The 16,097-nt window shown below is 60.0% G+C and carries 16 protein-coding genes and 1 pseudogene; 12 read left to right on the top strand and 5 right to left on the bottom strand.

Annotated features, from left to right (window positions below):
• Nucleotides 1-70 precede the first annotated feature (70 nt).
• Both HFO99_RS22900 and HFO99_RS22905 read right to left on the bottom strand, forming a co-directional pair.
• Entirely contained in the window at nt 71-430 is a 360-nt protein-coding gene (locus tag HFO99_RS22900; protein WP_222335518.1) for an EF-hand domain-containing protein, read from the bottom strand.
• A gap of 20 nt (nt 431-450) precedes the next feature.
• Nucleotides 451-699 (bottom strand): hypothetical protein, encoded by a 249-nt coding sequence (locus HFO99_RS22905; protein WP_170278359.1) that lies wholly within the window; start codon nt 697-699, stop codon nt 451-453.
• 591 nt (nt 700-1,290) lie between these two features.
• On the opposite strand from HFO99_RS22905, the gene HFO99_RS22910 reads away from it, so the two are divergent.
• Both HFO99_RS22910 and HFO99_RS33565 read left to right on the top strand, forming a co-directional pair.
• Nucleotides 1,291-1,812 carry a DUF992 domain-containing protein gene (locus tag HFO99_RS22910; RefSeq protein WP_222363810.1) on the top strand — a complete coding sequence of 174 codons (522 nt, stop codon included), beginning with the start codon at nt 1,291-1,293 and terminating at the stop codon, nt 1,810-1,812.
• A 101-nt stretch (nt 1,813-1,913) separates the two neighbouring features.
• A pseudogene (locus HFO99_RS33565) lies at nt 1,914-2,003 on the top strand (GNAT family N-acetyltransferase); the annotation flags it as partial.
• Nucleotides 2,004-2,013: 10 nt separating this feature from the next.
• On the opposite strand, the gene HFO99_RS22915 reads toward HFO99_RS33565, so the two are convergent.
• Nucleotides 2,014-2,784, bottom strand: coding sequence for a hypothetical protein (locus tag HFO99_RS22915; RefSeq protein ID WP_222363811.1), 771 nt, complete (start codon nt 2,782-2,784; stop codon nt 2,014-2,016).
• Between the two features lie 141 nt (nt 2,785-2,925).
• A complete protein-coding gene (locus tag HFO99_RS22920; RefSeq protein WP_222252601.1) occupies nt 2,926-3,855 on the bottom strand; it encodes a LysR family transcriptional regulator in 930 nt (309 codons plus the stop codon).
• 72 nt (nt 3,856-3,927) lie between these two features.
• On the opposite strand from HFO99_RS22920, the gene HFO99_RS22925 reads away from it, so the two are divergent.
• The 10 genes from HFO99_RS22925 to glpK all read left to right on the top strand — a co-directional run bounded on the left by HFO99_RS22925 (nt 3,928) and on the right by glpK (nt 15,083).
• Nucleotides 3,928-4,845 carry a DMT family transporter gene (locus tag HFO99_RS22925; protein ID WP_222363812.1) on the top strand — a complete coding sequence of 306 codons (918 nt, stop codon included), beginning with the start codon at nt 3,928-3,930 and terminating at the stop codon, nt 4,843-4,845.
• A 90-nt stretch (nt 4,846-4,935) separates the two neighbouring features.
• The gene (locus tag HFO99_RS22930; protein WP_222304576.1) at nt 4,936-5,709 is read left to right on the top strand and encodes a DeoR/GlpR family DNA-binding transcription regulator; all 774 of its coding nucleotides are present in this window, start codon (nt 4,936-4,938) and stop codon (nt 5,707-5,709) included.
• Nucleotides 5,710-5,830: 121 nt separating this feature from the next.
• Nucleotides 5,831-7,345, top strand: a complete 1,515-nt coding sequence (gene glpD / locus HFO99_RS22935; RefSeq protein ID WP_222363814.1) for a glycerol-3-phosphate dehydrogenase — start codon at nt 5,831-5,833, stop codon at nt 7,343-7,345.
• 41 nt (nt 7,346-7,386) lie between these two features.
• Nucleotides 7,387-8,466, top strand: coding sequence for an ABC transporter ATP-binding protein (locus HFO99_RS22940; RefSeq protein ID WP_222363816.1), 1,080 nt, complete (start codon nt 7,387-7,389; stop codon nt 8,464-8,466).
• 9 nt (nt 8,467-8,475) lie between these two features.
• Nucleotides 8,476-9,546, top strand: coding sequence for an ABC transporter ATP-binding protein (locus HFO99_RS22945; protein ID WP_222335491.1), 1,071 nt, complete (start codon nt 8,476-8,478; stop codon nt 9,544-9,546).
• Between the two features lie 2 nt (nt 9,547-9,548).
• Nucleotides 9,549-10,415, top strand: coding sequence for a carbohydrate ABC transporter permease (locus HFO99_RS22950; RefSeq protein ID WP_012759894.1), 867 nt, complete (start codon nt 9,549-9,551; stop codon nt 10,413-10,415).
• Between the two features lies 1 nt (nt 10,416).
• Nucleotides 10,417-11,328, top strand: coding sequence for a carbohydrate ABC transporter permease (locus tag HFO99_RS22955; RefSeq protein ID WP_222363818.1), 912 nt, complete (start codon nt 10,417-10,419; stop codon nt 11,326-11,328).
• A complete protein-coding gene (locus HFO99_RS22960; protein WP_003552210.1) occupies nt 11,328-11,624 on the top strand; it encodes a DUF2160 domain-containing protein in 297 nt (98 codons plus the stop codon). The genes HFO99_RS22955 and HFO99_RS22960 overlap by 1 nt, the downstream gene beginning before the upstream one ends.
• Nucleotides 11,625-11,705: 81 nt before the next feature.
• The gene (locus tag HFO99_RS22965) at nt 11,706-13,430 is read left to right on the top strand and encodes an ABC transporter substrate-binding protein (RefSeq protein WP_222363820.1); all 1,725 of its coding nucleotides are present in this window, start codon (nt 11,706-11,708) and stop codon (nt 13,428-13,430) included.
• A 150-nt stretch (nt 13,431-13,580) separates the two neighbouring features.
• Nucleotides 13,581-15,083, top strand: coding sequence for a glycerol kinase GlpK (gene glpK / locus HFO99_RS22970; RefSeq protein ID WP_222363822.1), 1,503 nt, complete (start codon nt 13,581-13,583; stop codon nt 15,081-15,083).
• A gap of 15 nt (nt 15,084-15,098) precedes the next feature.
• Here the strand turns inward: glpK and HFO99_RS22975 are convergent, their stop codons facing one another.
• On the bottom strand, nt 15,099-16,097 hold the full coding sequence (locus HFO99_RS22975) for an ABC transporter permease (protein WP_222363824.1): 999 nt from the start codon (nt 16,095-16,097) through the stop codon (nt 15,099-15,101).

The following is a 16,097-nucleotide window of genomic DNA, read 5'->3' on the forward strand; positions in this document are numbered from 1 at the left end:
ATTAAGTGTAAAACCCGGCGAAGCACATCGCCGGGTTTTCTCTATTGGCACATTCGGTTTGACGTCTCCGTCACTGAAGATTGCCGTCCCGGTCGTGGTCGGCGGTCGCGAAATCCGCCATCACCCGTTGCATGAATTCGCTTCGGCTGATGCGGCTGTTGTGGTTCGCATCTGTCAACGTGAATTGCTCGACCGTGAGGATCTGCACCGTCTCCTCGGACTGCAGGCTGCCGTCCTTGTTCTTGTCGAGATTTCCGAAAGCCGTTCCCATGAAGGTCTCGTATTCCGAACGGTCGACGGTCTTGGTGGTATTTGTGTCAAGCCGATCCATCTGGCCCTGATACATCGATCCGGGCTGTTGCTGTTGTTGCGCCACTGCCCCAACGCATTGGCACAGTATGAATGTGGTCACCAAAGCTAAGGTCTTCATCGCTTGATATCCCTCCCCAATTAGCGGCAAGCCAGACGGTTGCCGACGTAACCGCCGCCGCCGATGCCGGCGCCGATAGCAAGCACCTGCCCGGTTCCAGCGCCGATCGTGCTGCCGATCAAGCCACCGACAATCGCGCCGCCGACGGTTCCCGCGATGCAGCCGAATTCGGAATTACGATCCGAGACGGCCTGCGACGTCGGCCCGGACTGGCAGGCAGAGACGGCAAGGCATCCCGCCAGTATGATGTTTGTCCTGCGTATGCGCATCTTTCCCTCCCGATGAATTGCCCGCTATCTCCAATAGAGATCGGCAGGCGTACGATTGTTCGGCCCCGCGAAAATATCGCCTGATTATATTTCTCAAATTCAGACTTAGTTTCTGTTCGAACAGAAGCAGAATTCCCGAAAGCGAGCGGAAATTCTGCGGCAATGCCAGGACATCATGCCGTTTCCTCTCCAGTTACAGTGCCGCATGGAGAGTATTTTCAAAAATAGTACAGCTATCTATATGGCATGGCAACCTGCGCGATCATCGATGGTCTACGCAAATAGGGATGCCTGCGATGTGCATGGTACCGATCGTTGAGAGTTGACAGCGATCGGGATCGTGCCTTTCCGGCAACCATCCCTGACAACATCGTGAAATAACCGGATGACGCGAAAAGATGCCTTCGAAATGTCCCAATAGGGGCTGAACCGTAAGCGTGTTTGTCGCTTGCGCCCTCCCACGCGCTTTGACATGCGATGCGTAAATGATGCCGGTTCGGGATCGTTTTGCGGTTCCGTCCGTAATCTGTTGCCGAATCTGGTGGCGAGTAGCCGGGTATGCTCCCGTCACGATTTGAGAAGGAGAGACTTATGAAGAAAATTGTTGCGACGGCGTTTGCCGCGGTATCGTTGACGCTTGTCGGCGCAGGGGCGGTCAATGCCGCTGACCTCGTCACGAGGACATATGAAGAGCCGGACCTGCGCAATGGCGTGAAGATCGGCTACCTCACCTGCGATATCGGCGGCGGCACGGGTTACGTGCTCGGTTCCTCCAAAGAGGCCGACTGCGTCTTCCAGTCGACCGTCGGCAACGAACTTTCGGATCGCTATACGGGCGAAGTGAGAAAGCTCGGCATCGACATTGGCTTCACCACGCGCAGCCGCCTGATCTGGGCCGTGTTCGCGCCGACGGCCGGCTATCACCGCGGATCGCTCGCCGGCCTCTATGTCGGCGCCACAGCCGAAGCAACGCTCGGCGCCGGTGTCGGCGCCAATCTCCTGATTGGCGGCACCTCCGGTTCGATCCATCTGCAGACGGTCAGCCTGACCGGTCAGCTCGGCCTCAACGTTGCGGCCGGCAGTGCCTCGATGACACTGACGGCAGCGAATTGATATGCCGCTTTGGCGCCTCCCGCCGCATAGCGGCAAGGGGGCGCCACCTCTTCTGAGGAGCGATTTCGCGCCCTCGCACGCCCAAGCCGGATCACGACATCATGGATATTCGAATAGCAACGCCCGACGAGGACGAGGTCTTGGTGGGGCACTATCTGAAGATCTGGGACAGCTACGGCACGCCGCCAGAGAGAAAGACACTTAGGAACCGTCGTCAGATAGCCAAATCCTTAGTTTGCCGACTGACCTGAAGCCGAGCTTTGTCATTTCGTTTAGCGCTGCGCCACTGTCATAGCCGACTAGCGGCACATCGGGTGAAAAGGCGATAGTGGCCAACGAAATGGCATCTCGGAAGGCCTGCGGCGAACCAGTCAAGTTAAAGATGTTGGAGATCCCTACAGCTTGGGGTGATCGATTTACGATGCAGCCCGCATCAAAACCATCGCCGGCCCATCGGCCATAGATGTGCATGTTGGGATCGGAAAGCAGCGCCGGTGTGAAGACGTTGGCATCGGTCGGGCTCCCAGACTCTTTCCAGGAATGTTCCCAGCGATCCAGTGCCGCCGGATCGCGAATGCGTGCCCAATCTTGAGGCATACGCGCTGAAAGTCTGTGAGGTTCAGCCCAAATCCATGATGCGGAAAACAACAACTGGAATCCCTTGTTGACGAGATCGAGCCTGGAAAACCCGTCTTTGAAACCAGGTCGCCGTCCTAGTCGATCTGTCAGTCGACTGATTTCAATCAGCTGTTCCTCTGTTGCGTCCGGGTCGAGTGTCGTCATGTTGGAATAGTAGGGGGGTGCGATCGCATCGCTTGACCAAAATGCACTGGTCCGCTGATCAGGCAGTCCATGGGCACGGAACATCGCCTGATACAGGTCTGCATTGTTCGCGGCACATATGCGCGCTTTTTCTGCATCGGATCGCACCGTGTGTTTCAGGATATTGCTTCGCGAGGAGCTGCCTATCATAAGAAATCCTGTTGCTCGGAGGTCTCTTGCCATCGAGTGGCTGACGCCGCGGTTTCTTTCCCTTCGCCCGCGTAGCGGCATGCCGTCGTTTGTCTGCTCTGAGATCACCTGGCTCGATCTAGCGCGGGCCGTCCGTTCCGCCTACGCTTTCACTCGGCCGGGTGCGATAAAAGTAGCGATCGTCGCCTCGTCATGGCCGGCCTCGCGCAGAAAGCGGCTGGCGAATTCGATGGCAGGGCTTCTAAGCGCATCGTCCGGTCTAATCAGGTGAAAGGCCACATGGTAATCGAGCGTCCGCTCCGAGACAGTGACGACGCGCCCGGCCGCCAGCGCGGCATCCGACAGCGGCGGGCGCGCGAGCGCGATGCCGAGCCCCTGCGCACAGCCATCAATCACCAAATTGTAGTCCTCGAAGCGACGGTCGTGGCCGCGCGGCGTATAGTCGACACCCTCACGGGAGAGCCAGCGGCGCCAGCCTTCAATATTCGAATCATGCAGGATCGGCATCTCGAGCAGCGAAAGGGCATCGGAGCGCTGCCCGAGCCGGTCCGCCAGCATCGGGGCGGCGATCGGAAACGATTTTTCCTGCCAGAGCGGCAGCGCACGCACGCCGGCCCACGGCCCCTTGCCGCAGCGAATGGCGAGATCCGTGCCTTCGCCGAAATCCGCCAGCCGGTGTTCGAGCGTCAACTCGACATGCAGCTCGTTTCCTTCGAGCTTCGGCAGGCGCTGAAACAGCCATAGAGAGGCGACGGAGGGCGTCACCGAAAGGCGCACCACTGCCTTGTTGCGACGAGGCAGCCAGCGCTCGCCGCTATTGCCGAGCAGCGCGAGCGCTTCCTCCGCCCGCGCGAAGAACCGCATACCTTCCGGCGTCAGGCGCACGCCCCGAGCTTCGCGCGCAAACAGCCGTACGCCCATCCAGCGTTCCAGGCGAGAGACCTGTCTCGACACCGCGCCGTGGGTGATGCCGCTTTCCTCGGCTGCAGCCGAAAACGATCCGAGCCGGGCGGCGCGGGCAAAGGTCTCGAGCGTATCGAGCGGTGGAAGCACTGGCGAGCTGTGAACCATACGCACATTTGATCATCGATTGCGATGCTTTTCAAGCACGCATCGAAGGCCTAATCACTGTCGCAGGAACATATGGAGGCGAAAATGAGCATGGCGGCAAGCGCACCGATTTCGACGAAACAGCAAGGCGGGTTTGATCTGGTGGCCCTTGCGGCGATCCTCGTCACCATTCTCTTCTGGGCGTCCTCCTTCGTGGTGATCCGTATCTGTCTCGGACCGTTGACGCCGATCGAACTGGCCACGGCCCGCTATGTGGCAGCCGGTGTCATTGCTCTCGTCTATCTCGTTATCTACCGGCCGCTGCCGGAAAAACGCGATTTCGTTCGCCTCTCCGTTGCCGCCGTGCTTTTCGTCGCCGCCTATGCGGTTCTGCTGAACACCGGCGAGCAGACCGTTGCGGCGGGACCGGCAAGCTTCATCATCAATACCATGCCCGTCTTCACCGCCCTCATCGCCACATTCGCGCTCGGCGAGCGCTTCGGCCGCTGGGGCTGGGCGGGCACCGCGGTTTCCTTCGGCGGTGTGGCGCTGATCGCGGTCGGCTCCGATGGCGGCTTCAAGCTCGATCCGAATGCCGTCCTCATCCTGGGCGCAGCGCTCTGCTCGGCCGCCGCCAGTGTGCTGCAGAAGCCGCTGCTCGGACGGCTGCCGGCGCCTGCCGTCACCGCCTGGATCCTGCTCATCGGTTCCGTGCCGCTGTTTCCGGCCGTTCCAGCGACGATCCAGGCGCTTGCCACCGCACCGGCGGAGGTGAACTGGGGGGTTGTCTATCTCGTCATCTTCCCAACCGCGATCGGCTACCTCACTTGGGCGATCGCCCTGAAGCGGTTGACCGCCGCCCGCGCCTCGAATTTCCTCTATGGCGTTCCGCCGGTTGCCACGCTGATCGGGTTCGTCTGGCTGGGCGAAACGCCGACGGTGCTCGGCGCGGTCGGTGGCGTCATGGCGATCCTCGGCGTGCTGGTCGTCAACGTGATGCGGAAGCGGTAGCGTCGGCCGGGAAGGCGGCCCGGTAACAGATAGGCATTGCGCTGCGGTTCGCTTTCTTTAAAACGAAAGCAGATCGAAAGGCGCGCGCCCATGTTCTTGACCGACCGGCAAATTGAAATCGTGGCGATTGCGAAATCGAGCGGCAGGGTTCTGGTGGAGGAGCTCGCCACCCGCTTTTCGGTGACGCCCCAGACGATCCGCAAGGACCTGAACGATCTCTGCGATGCGCAGCTGCTGACGCGCATCCATGGCGGCGCCACATTCCCGAGTGGGACGGAGAATGTCAAATACGAGGCGCGCCGTCAGATCGCCGCTTCCGAGAAACAGGCGATCGGCATTGCGACGGTCGAGCTCATCCCGAGCGGGGCCTCGCTCTTCATCAATATCGGAACGACGACAGAGGCGGTGGGCGAGGCGCTCGCCAACCATCACGAGCTAATGGTAATCACAAATAACATCAACGTTGCCAATAGATTACGCCTTTTCCCGGCAATCGAGGTGGTAATCGCAGGTGGAGTCGTGCGCGGTTCGGACGGCGGGATCGTCGGTGAGGCGGCCGTCGATTTCATCCGCCAGTTCAAGGTCGACTACGCCGTGATCGGCGCGTCTGCGATCGACATCGACGGTGCGCTTCTTGACTATGATTTTCGCGAAGTGAAGGTCGCCCAGGCGATCATCGCCAATGCCCGACATGTCATTCTCGTTGCCGATTCGACGAAGTTCGAACGCACCGCACCGGTCAGGATCGGCCAGCTTTCCCAGGTTCATACCTTCATCACCGATCACTGTCCGGTGCCGTCGATCCGCAATCTCTGCCTCGAAAACAATGTGAAGCTGATCGAAACCAACGGCAGATTTCGCTAGACAGCCATCTCCCGCCAAACATTCGTTTGACATTCGGATCTCTTTCGTTTTAACTGATCTTGCTTTCGCAATTGCGCAAGTTTTGTGCGATGCGAAATTGGGAGTGGGCTCGGAGGGGATATTGGGCCGGGAGATTTACGACATATTCGTCATTGGCGGCGGCATCAACGGTTGCGGCATTGCGCGCGATGCCGTCGGGCGTGGCTATTCGGTGGCGCTGGCGGAAATGAACGATTTCGCCTCTGGTACCTCGTCGGGCGCCACCAAGCTGATCCATGGCGGCCTGCGTTATCTCGAGCATTACGAGTTCCGCCTGGTGCGAGAATCGCTGATGGAGCGCGAGATCCTCTGGGCGATGGCGCCGCACATCATTTGGCCTCTGCGTTTCGTACTGCCCTACCACAAGGGCGGCATCCGGCCGGCCTGGCTGATCCGGCTCGGTCTCTTCCTTTACGACCATCTTGGCGGCCGCAAGCTGCTGCCACCGACATCGGTGCTTGACATGCGCCGCGATCCGGCCGGTAAGCCGCTGAAGGCGCTGTTTTCCAAGGCCTTTGAATATTCCGACGGCTGGGTCGACGATGCCCGCATGGTGGTGCTGAACGCCCGCGACGCGGCCGACAAGGGTGCGACCATCATGCCGCGTACCAAGGTGGTGTTGGCAAGGCGCGAGAACGGCCTGTGGCATATCGAGACCACCGATACCGTCACTGGCCGCAATGACAGCCATCAGGCCAGAATGCTGGTCAACGCCGCCGGTCCCTGGGTCGATCACGTCATACGTTCCGCTTTCGGCCAGAACGAAGCCCACCATGTCCGCCTCGTCCAGGGCAGCCACATCGTCGTGAAGAAGAAATTCGACGACGTGAGAGCCTATTTCTTCCAGAATCCCGACAACCGCATCATCTTCGCCATCCCTTACGAGGGCGACTTCACCCTGATCGGCACCACGGATCGCGACTACACCGCCGATCCCAAGGATGTCAGGATTTCGGAGGAGGAGACGGCCTATCTCTGCAATGCGGCGTCGGAATATTTCAAGGAGCCGGTCAGGCCGGAGGATATCGTCTGGACCTATTCGGCGGTCAGGCCGCTTTATGACGACGGCGCCTCGAAGGCGCAGGAGGCGACGCGCGATTACGTGTTGAAGCTGGAAGGCGAAGGAAATGCCGCGCCGCTGCTCAACGTCTTCGGCGGCAAGCTCACCACCTATCGCCGGCTTTCCGAACATGCGCTGGAGAAGATCGGCGCTGCGATCGGCGTCAAGGGCGCCCCGTGGACGGCCAAAAGCCATCTACCCGGCGGCGACTTCCCGGTCCAGGGTTACGATGCCGAGGTCGCCGATCTGAAACGGCGTTATCCGTTCCTCGCCGATCGGCATGCCCGCCGGCTGGTTCGCCGCTACGGCACCAGGGCAAAGGCACTGCTCGGCGAAGCCCGCGGGCTCGACGATCTCGGACGGCTGTTCGGCGGCGATCTCTACGAGGCCGAGGTCACTTATCTGGTCGAACATGAATGGGCCCGGCACGCTGAAGACGTGCTGTGGAGGAGAACAAAGGATGGTCTGCGCCTTTCGAAGGAGCAGGCCCAGTCACTGGAGGAGTACATGGCTGCCATACCGGCGATGGCCGGGTAGGAGCCATGTGGTCCCCGCTGCGTGGAGGCACGGGAACAGGAATGCTGGAACTGCGGAAGGCCGCAAAGATGGTGGGAGGAGACTATCATATCCACCCGACCGATCTTGTTTTTGAAAGAGGAACGCTAAACGTTCTGCTTGGGCCGACCTTGTCGGGCAAGACCTCGTTGATGCGTCTGATGGCCGGCCTTGATCGGCCGACGGCCGGTACGATCCATTTTGATGGTGCTGACGTGACAGGTATGCCTGTCCAGAAGCGCAACATCGCGATGGTCTACCAGCAGTTCATCAATTATCCGGCATTGACGGTCTACGAGAATATTGCCTCGCCGCTGCGGATTGCCGGCAAGGATGCCAAGAGCATCGATCTAGAGGTGCGCAAGGCTGCCGAACTTCTGAAACTCGGGCCTTATCTCGATCGCACGCCGCTCAACCTCTCGGGCGGCCAGCAGCAGCGCACGGCGCTTGCCCGTGCACTCGTGAAGAATGCGAGCCTTGTTTTGATGGACGAGCCGCTTGCCAACCTTGACTACAAGCTGCGTGAGGAACTGCGGCAGGAATTGCCGCGCATCTTCGCGCAGTCCGGCGCAATCTTCGTCTATGCCACGACGGAACCCTCCGAAGCCTTGTTGCTGGGCGGCAATACGGCAGCGCTCAGCGAGGGCCGGATCACCCAGTTTGGCCCGACGGTCGAGGTTTATCGCCATCCGCTCGATCTGACGACGGCGAAAACCTTTGCCGATCCGCCGCTGAATTTCATTGATCTGGTCAAATCGGAAGACAACTTCCTGCGCGACGGCGTTTTGCTTTTTGCAGTGCCGCCGCATCTTCAGAATGTGCCGGACGGGCCGGCAACGATCGCGTTTCACCCGCATCATCTTGCACCAACTGCCCAGACGGCTGGTTCGGCGCGGATGACGGCAAGGACGCAGGTTTCGGAGATCACCGGGTCGGAAAGTTTCGTGCATCTGCAATTTGCCGACACCCGCTGGGTGATGCTTGCGCACGGCATCCACAACGTCGACCCGGACACGGATCTCTCCGTTTTCATCGATACGCGCCACCTGATGGCGTTCGGCGCGGACGGCCGGGCGATCACCACTGCCAGGCAGAGGGGCTAGGAGAAGATCATGGCACGTATCACCCTCGATCATATCCGACATGCCTATGGGCCGAACCCGAAGAGCGAGAAGGACTACGCTCTCAAAGAAGTGCACCACGAGTGGAACGATGGCGGTGCTTATGCGCTGCTCGGACCTTCAGGATGCGGAAAGACCTCGCTGCTCAATATCATTTCCGGCCTTATTCAGCCCTCCAAAGGGCGAATTCTCTTCGACGGACAGGATGTTACGAACCTGCCGACGCAGCAGCGAAATATTGCGCAGGTATTCCAGTTTCCGGTCATCTACGACACGATGACCGTCTATGACAATCTGGCTTTCCCCTTGCGCAACCGCGGCGTCGCGGAGCCTGATGTTGATCGTCGTGTCCGCGAAATATTGGAGATGATTGATCTTGCAGACTGGGCCAAGCGTCGCGCGCGCGGTTTGACGGCGGACCAAAAGCAGAAGATTTCGCTCGGCCGCGGCCTCGTGCGCTCGGATGTGAACGCGATTCTCTTCGACGAGCCGCTCACTGTTATCGATCCGCATATGAAATGGGTGCTGCGATCGCAGCTGAAGCGGCTGCATAAGCAGTTCGGTTTTACCATGGTCTATGTCACGCACGACCAGACGGAGGCGCTGACCTTCGCCGACAAAGTCGTGGTGATGTATGATGGCGAGATCGTGCAGATCGGCACGCCGTCCGAACTCTTCGAGCGTCCGAGCCATACCTTCGTCGGCTACTTCATCGGTTCTCCGGGCATGAACTTCATGCCAGCCAAGGTGGAAGGCCGCACGGTTCGGGTCGGCGAGCATGCGCTGACGCTCGACTATGCGCCAAAGACTTCGGCAGCCGCCAAGGTAGAGCTTGGAATCCGGCCCGAGTTTGTTCGGGTCGGCCGCGAGGGCATGCCTGTGACCGTCAGCAAGGTGGAAGATATCGGCCGGCAGAAGATCGTCCGCGCGCAGTTTGCCGGCCAGCCGATCGCGATCGTCGTCCCTGAGGACGAGGACATTCCGGCTGATCCCCGGGTGACCTTCGACCCATCGGCTATCAGTATTTATGCCGACTCTTGGCGCGCCGGACCGGAGGCTTGATGATGGAAAAAACCTGGAACAACAAAGCGTGGTTTCTGGTCCTGCCGGTCCTCGTGCTGGTGGCATTCTCGGCCGTCATTCCCTTGATGACGGTCGTGAACTATTCCGTTCAGGACACTTTCGGAAACAACCAGTTCTTCTGGAACGGAACGGACTGGTTTACCGAAATCCTGCATTCCGACCGATTCTGGGCCGCCCTACAGCGAAACCTGATTTTTTCGTTGATCATTCTCGCTCTTGAGATCCCGCTCGGTATCTTCATTGCGCTCAACATGCCGAAATCGGGCATCGGCGTGCCGGTGTGCCTGGTTCTGATGGCGCTACCACTGCTGATCCCGTGGAACGTTGTCGGCACGATCTGGCAGGTGTTCGGCCGCAACGACATTGGTTTGTTCGGCTATTACATCAATGCCATCGGCATCGATTACAACTATGTGCAGGATCCGTTCGACGCCTGGGTGACGATCATCATCATGGATGTCTGGCACTGGACGAGCCTGGTCGTCTTGCTCTGCTATGCAGGCCTCGTTTCCATTCCGGATGCCTTCTATCAGGCAGCCAAGATCGACGGTGCCTCTCGTTGGGCTGTGTTCCGCTATATCCAGCTGCCAAAGATGAAGCGCGTTCTTCTGATCGCCGTGCTGCTGCGTTTCATGGATAGTTTCATGATCTACACCGAGCCTTTTGTCGTCACTGGTGGCGGTCCCGGCAACGCGACCACTTTCCTGTCGATCGATCTGGTCAAGACCGCCCTCGGACAGTTTGACCTCGGTCCGGCCGCTGCCATGTCGCTGGTCTATTTCCTGATCATCCTGCTGCTTTCGTGGGTGTTCTACACCGTCATGACAAGCCACGACGCGGAGAATTGAAATGAGCGCCTCCAACGAAACGACAGCGAGCCGAAAAATCTCTGGCGTTACCAGTGTCGCAAGCGGTCTCTCCTCCGATGAAGTCAGCCGTCTGATGCGCCGGCGCGGCGAGGAATCACGCTGGTGGTGGGTGGTCCCGACGATCTATATCATTGTGCTCCTGCTGCCGATCTATTGGCTCGTCAACATGAGCTTCAAGACCAATTCGGAAATCGTCAATTCTCTGACGCTTTATCCTCATAACCCGACGATCGCCAATTACGTCACGATCTTCACGGAGAAGGCCTGGTATTCCGGCTACCTTAATTCAATCAGCTATGTCGTCATGAACATGGTGATCTCGGTGGCAGCCGCGCTGCCGGCGGCCTATGCCTTCTCCCGTTATCGGTTCCTTGGTGACAAGCATCTTTTCTTCTGGTTGCTGACGAACCGGATGGCGCCGCCGGCGGTCTTTGCCCTGCCGTTCTTCCAACTCTACTCAGCCTTTGGACTGATCGATACGCACATCGCCGTGGCATTGGCGCATTGCCTCTTCAACGTGCCGCTTGCGGTCTGGATCCTTGAAGGCTTCATGTCCGGCGTGCCGAAGGAAATCGACGAAACGGCCTATATCGATGGCTATTCGTTCCCGCGCTTTTTCCTGAAGATCTTCACGCCGCTAATTGCGAGCGGCATAGGTGTCGCCTGCTTCTTCTGCTTCATGTTCTCTTGGGTCGAGTTGCTGATCGCACGAACGCTGACGACGACCGACGCGAAGCCGATCGCTGCCACCATGACCCGTACCGTCTCTGCATCCGGCATGGACTGGGGCCTTCTCGCCGCCGCCGGTGTTCTGACCTTGATCCCGGGGGCGCTGGTGATCTGGTTTGTGCGCAATTACATCGCCAAGGGCTTCGCCCTGGGGAGGGTTTGATGAGCTTTTCGCTTCCCGATTTTTCATGGATGGCATGGACCTGGCCGACGGCCACTTTCTTCGTCGTCATCGCATTGCTGCTGATCGGCATGGGGGTCTGGGAATACGCCGCTCCGGGCGGCAATCCCCGGATCGGAATCCTGCGCTTCGAGACGACGCGCGGTGACCGGCTTTTCCTTTCGCTGCTCGGCAGCGCCTTTATCCATCTTGCCTGGCTTGGTCTCGCGGGATCAAGCCTCTGGTGGGCTCTCGCTCTCTCCGTTGTCTACGCTGTTGGCGTATTCCGTTACGTGTGAGGCAAACTGATGCAGATGGCCGGAGATTTTTCTGGCCGCCTGAGACTGAAGACTGCAATCGCAAAACCCTGGGAGGATATCATGCGAAGGCATTTATTGACGACGACAGCAGCGGTACTGCTGGCCATGACCGGGTCGGCCTACGCCGGCATGGACGAGGCAAAGACTTTTCTGGACAAACAGATCGGCGACATGTCGACGCTCTCTCGCGCCGACCAGGAAAAGGAAATGCAGTGGTTCGTTGATGCTGCAAAGCCGTTCCAGGGCATGGACATCAAGGTTGTCTCGGAAACCTTGACCACTCACAAGTATGAGTCCGAGGTTCTGGCTCCGGCCTTTACTGCGATTACCGGGATCAAGGTCACGCACGACGTCATTCAAGAGGGCGATGTTGTCGAGAAGATCCAGACGCAGATGCAGACCGGTCAGAACCTTTATGACGGCTGGGTCAACGACTCCGACTTGATCGGTACGCATTGGCGCTATCAGCAGGTGCGCAACCTGACCGACTGGATGGCCGGCGAAGGCAAGGACGTTACCAACCCCGGCCTCGATATCGACGACTTCATCGGCACCAAGTTTACGACGGCACCGGACAAGAAGCTCTACCAGCTTCCCGACCAGCAGTTCGCAAACCTGTACTGGTTCCGATATGACTGGTTCAACGACGAGAAGAACAAGGCCGATTTCAAGGCGAAGTATGGCTACGATCTTGGCGTTCCGGTCAACTGGTCCGCTTATGAGGACATCGCCGAATTCTTCACTGGCCGCGACGTGAACGGCAAGAAGGTCTTCGGCCATATGGACTACGGCAAGAAGGACCCGTCGCTGGGCTGGCGCTTCACCGACGCATGGCTTTCGATGGCTGGCAACGGTGACAAGGGTCTGCCGAACGGTCTTCCGGTCGACGAATGGGGTATCAAGGTCGACGAAAAGTCGCGTCCTGTCGGCTCCTGCGTCGCGCGCGGCGGTGACACCAATGGCCCAGCTTCCGTCTACTCGATCCAGAAGTATCTCGATTGGTTGAAGGCGTACGCACCGCCGGAAGCTCAGGGCATGACCTTCTCGGAATCCGGTCCGGTGCCCGCGCAGGGTAACGTCGCGCAGCAGATCTTCTGGTACACGGCGTTCACCGCAGACATGGTCAAGCCTGGCCTGCCTGTCATGAATGAGGACGGTACGCCGAAATGGCGCATGGCACCGAGCCCGCATGGCGTTTACTGGAAAGACGGCATGAAGCTTGGTTATCAGGACGTCGGTTCCTGGACGCTGATGAAATCGACCCCGACGGACCGCGCGAAAGCTGCCTGGCTCTATGCACAGTTCGTGACCTCGAAGACGATTGACGTGAAGAAGAGCCAGCTCGGTCTCACCTTCATCCGCGAATCCACCATTCGCGATAAGAGCTTTACGGAGCGTGCTCCGAAGCTTGGCGGTCTGATCGAGTTCTATCGTTCGCCTGCGCGTGTTCAGTGGTCGCCAACCGGCACCAACGTTCCCGACTATCCGAAGCTGGCTCAGCTTTGGTGGCAGGCTGTCGGTGACGCCGCTGCCGGCGCCAAGACGCCGCAGGAAGCCATGGATTCTCTTTGCGGCGAGCAGGAGAAGGTCATGGGCCGTATCGAGAAATCGGGCGTCCAGGGCGATATCGGCCCGAAACTCGCCGAAGAGCATGACCTCGCTTACTGGAACGCGGATGCGGTGAAGAAGGGCAACCTTGCGCCGCAGCTGAAGATCGAGAACGAGAAGGAAAAGCCGGTCACGGTCAACTACGACGAACTCGTCAAGAGCTGGCAGTCGAAGTAAGGCGGACCTCGGCCGGAGGCAACGAGGCTTCCGGCCATCACTTCCCGCCACCGGCCGCAAGCCGGTGGCACCCATAATCTTTCTCTCATGAAATCTCCGCATCCGCCCTCTTTGCCAGGCGGCGCGGTTTCGTGCGAGCCGGAGACGGATATGAGCGGCTATATTCTTTCGATCGACCAGGGCACAACGTCGTCGCGCGCGATCATCTTCGATGGCGGCATGAAAATGGCCGGCTCGGCGCAGACTGAGATCACCCAATATTATCCGCAGCCCGGCTGGGTGGAGCATGACGCCGCCGAAATCTGGCAATCCGTCATCGATACTGTGCGCAGGGCGATCGCCGATGCCGGTATTGATGCCGCCGACATTGCCGCGATCGGAATTACTAATCAGCGCGAGACGGCGGTCATCTGGGACCGACGGTCAGGCGCGCCGCTTCACCGGGCGATCGTCTGGCAGGACAGGCGCACAGCCGAAATGTGCGAGAGCCTGAAAGCCGATGGCTATGAGAAGCTGTTCAGCGCCAAGACCGGCCTGCTGCTCGACCCCTATTTCTCCGGAACGAAGCTGCGCTGGCTGCTCGACAACGTCGATGGCCTGCGTGAGAAGGCCGAGGCCGGCGATGTCTGCTTCGGCACGATCGACAGCTGGCTGATCTACAATCTGACTAATGGAAGCGTGCATGCCACCGATGCGACCAATGCGTCGAGAACGCTGCTCTATAATATCGACGACGGCGTCTGGGACGAAGAGCTTCTCGGCATTCTCCGCATTCCGGCCGCCATGCTTCCTGACGTCAGGGAATGTGCCGATGACTTCGGCCGCGTCGACAAGGCGCTGTTTGGCGCGGAACTTCCGATCCTCGGGGTCGCCGGCGACCAGCAGGCTGCGGCGATGGGCAATGCCTGCTTCGAGCCCGGCATGATGAAATCCACCTACGGCACCGGCTGCTTTGCCCTGTTGAACACAGGCCGGGATCGTGTTTCTTCCTCCAACCGAATGTTGACGACGATCGCCTGCCGGCTCGACGGCGAGACGACTTATGCGCTCGAAGGCTCGATCTTCATCGCCGGTGCCGCTGTGCAATGGCTGCGCGACGGCCTCGGCATCATCGGCCAGGCATCCGAGGCCGGGGGGCTTGCCGCCAAGGCCGATCCCGGGCAGCAGGTCTACATCGTTCCGGCCTTCACCGGCCTCGGCGCCCCCTATTGGGATCCGGCGGCGCGCGGCGCGATCTTCGGTCTGACGCGAAACAGCGGGCCGGCGGAATTTGCCCGCGCCGTGCTTGAATCCGTCGCCTACCAGACGCTCGACCTGCTGGTGGCGATGAAGAAGGACTGGGGCGCCAACCAGTTGGAAACGGTGCTGCGCGTTGATGGCGGCATGGCGGATTCGGATTGGACGATGCAGTGCCTGGCCGACATGACCGGAAACCCTGTCGACCGCTCGGCGATCCGCGAGACGACGGCGTTGGGCGCAGCCTGGCTTGCCGGCTCGAAAGCCGGAATCTGGCCCGGCAAGCGGGATTTTGCCAAAGCTTGGGCCTGCGACCGCCGCTTCAGCCCTTCGATGGATGAGACCGAGCGGCAGGGCAAGATCATCGGCTGGAAGAATGCCGTCTCCAGAATGATTTCCGACGCCTCGGCGGGGTAGAGCCGCTTCCGGCTCTTACGCGCCGGCGGCCTTTCTGTTGATGAAGCTCAGGGCGAGCACGGCGAAGATCAGCGTTCCCGTGCCGACCTGCTGCCAGTAGAAGTTCAGATCGGTCAGCAGCAGCCCATTGGCGACGATGCTGAGCAGCAGCGCGCCGAGAACGGTCCCGCCGACATTCGGCCGTCCGAGCGGGCTGAGCGTCGTGCCGATGAAGGTCGCGCCGATCGCATTCAGCAGGAAGGCATTGCCCGAGGAGGGAATGTAGGTGGTGACGGTTGCGGTCAGGATCAGGCCGGCGATTGCCGCGATCAACCCGACCAGGATGAAAGTCACCGCGACATGGGCCGGCGCGGCGATGCCGGAATAGCGCACGACCCCCGGCTGGATGCCGATCGACAGGATGACGCGGCCGAAACGCGTGCGGGCAAAAACAACGGCGGCGGCTACGATGACGACGATGGCAGCGGCAAGCGGTACCGGAAAGCCGGCGATCGTGCCATGGCCGAGAAAACGGAAGGCTTCCGGCACGCCGTTCGGCGGCAGATAGACCGGATTGCCGCCATTGGTCAGCAGCTGCTGAACGCTGCGGCCGATGAATAGCGTGCCGAGCGTGGCGAGGAACGGCGACACGCCGATCGCTGAAATCAGCAGCGCGTTGAAGGCGCCGACGAACGCTCCGGCGGCCAATCCCGCGAGTGCGGCGACTGCCACCGGCTGCCCGGCGAGAACGAGCGAAACGAACGCGAAACTGGCGAAATCCATCGCCGTTCCCACCGAAAGATCGATGCCGCCCGATGCGACGGCGAAGGTCATGGCGATGGAGACGATGGCAAGCAGCGTGAAATTGTTGACCAGGATGCTCTGCAGATTCGCAGTCGTCAGGAATGTCGGCGTTGCCACGGAAAAGGCGGCAAACACCGCAACCAGGGCCAAGATCAAGCCATAGCGCACCAGGCCACCGGCGAGAAGACGCGGCAGGTCGATGCTGGCGGGGGGAGGGGTCTGGAGCGACAT

The sequence above is a fragment of the Rhizobium leguminosarum genome, assembly GCF_019798305.1.
GTDB lineage: Bacteria > Pseudomonadota > Alphaproteobacteria > Rhizobiales > Rhizobiaceae > Rhizobium > Rhizobium leguminosarum_U.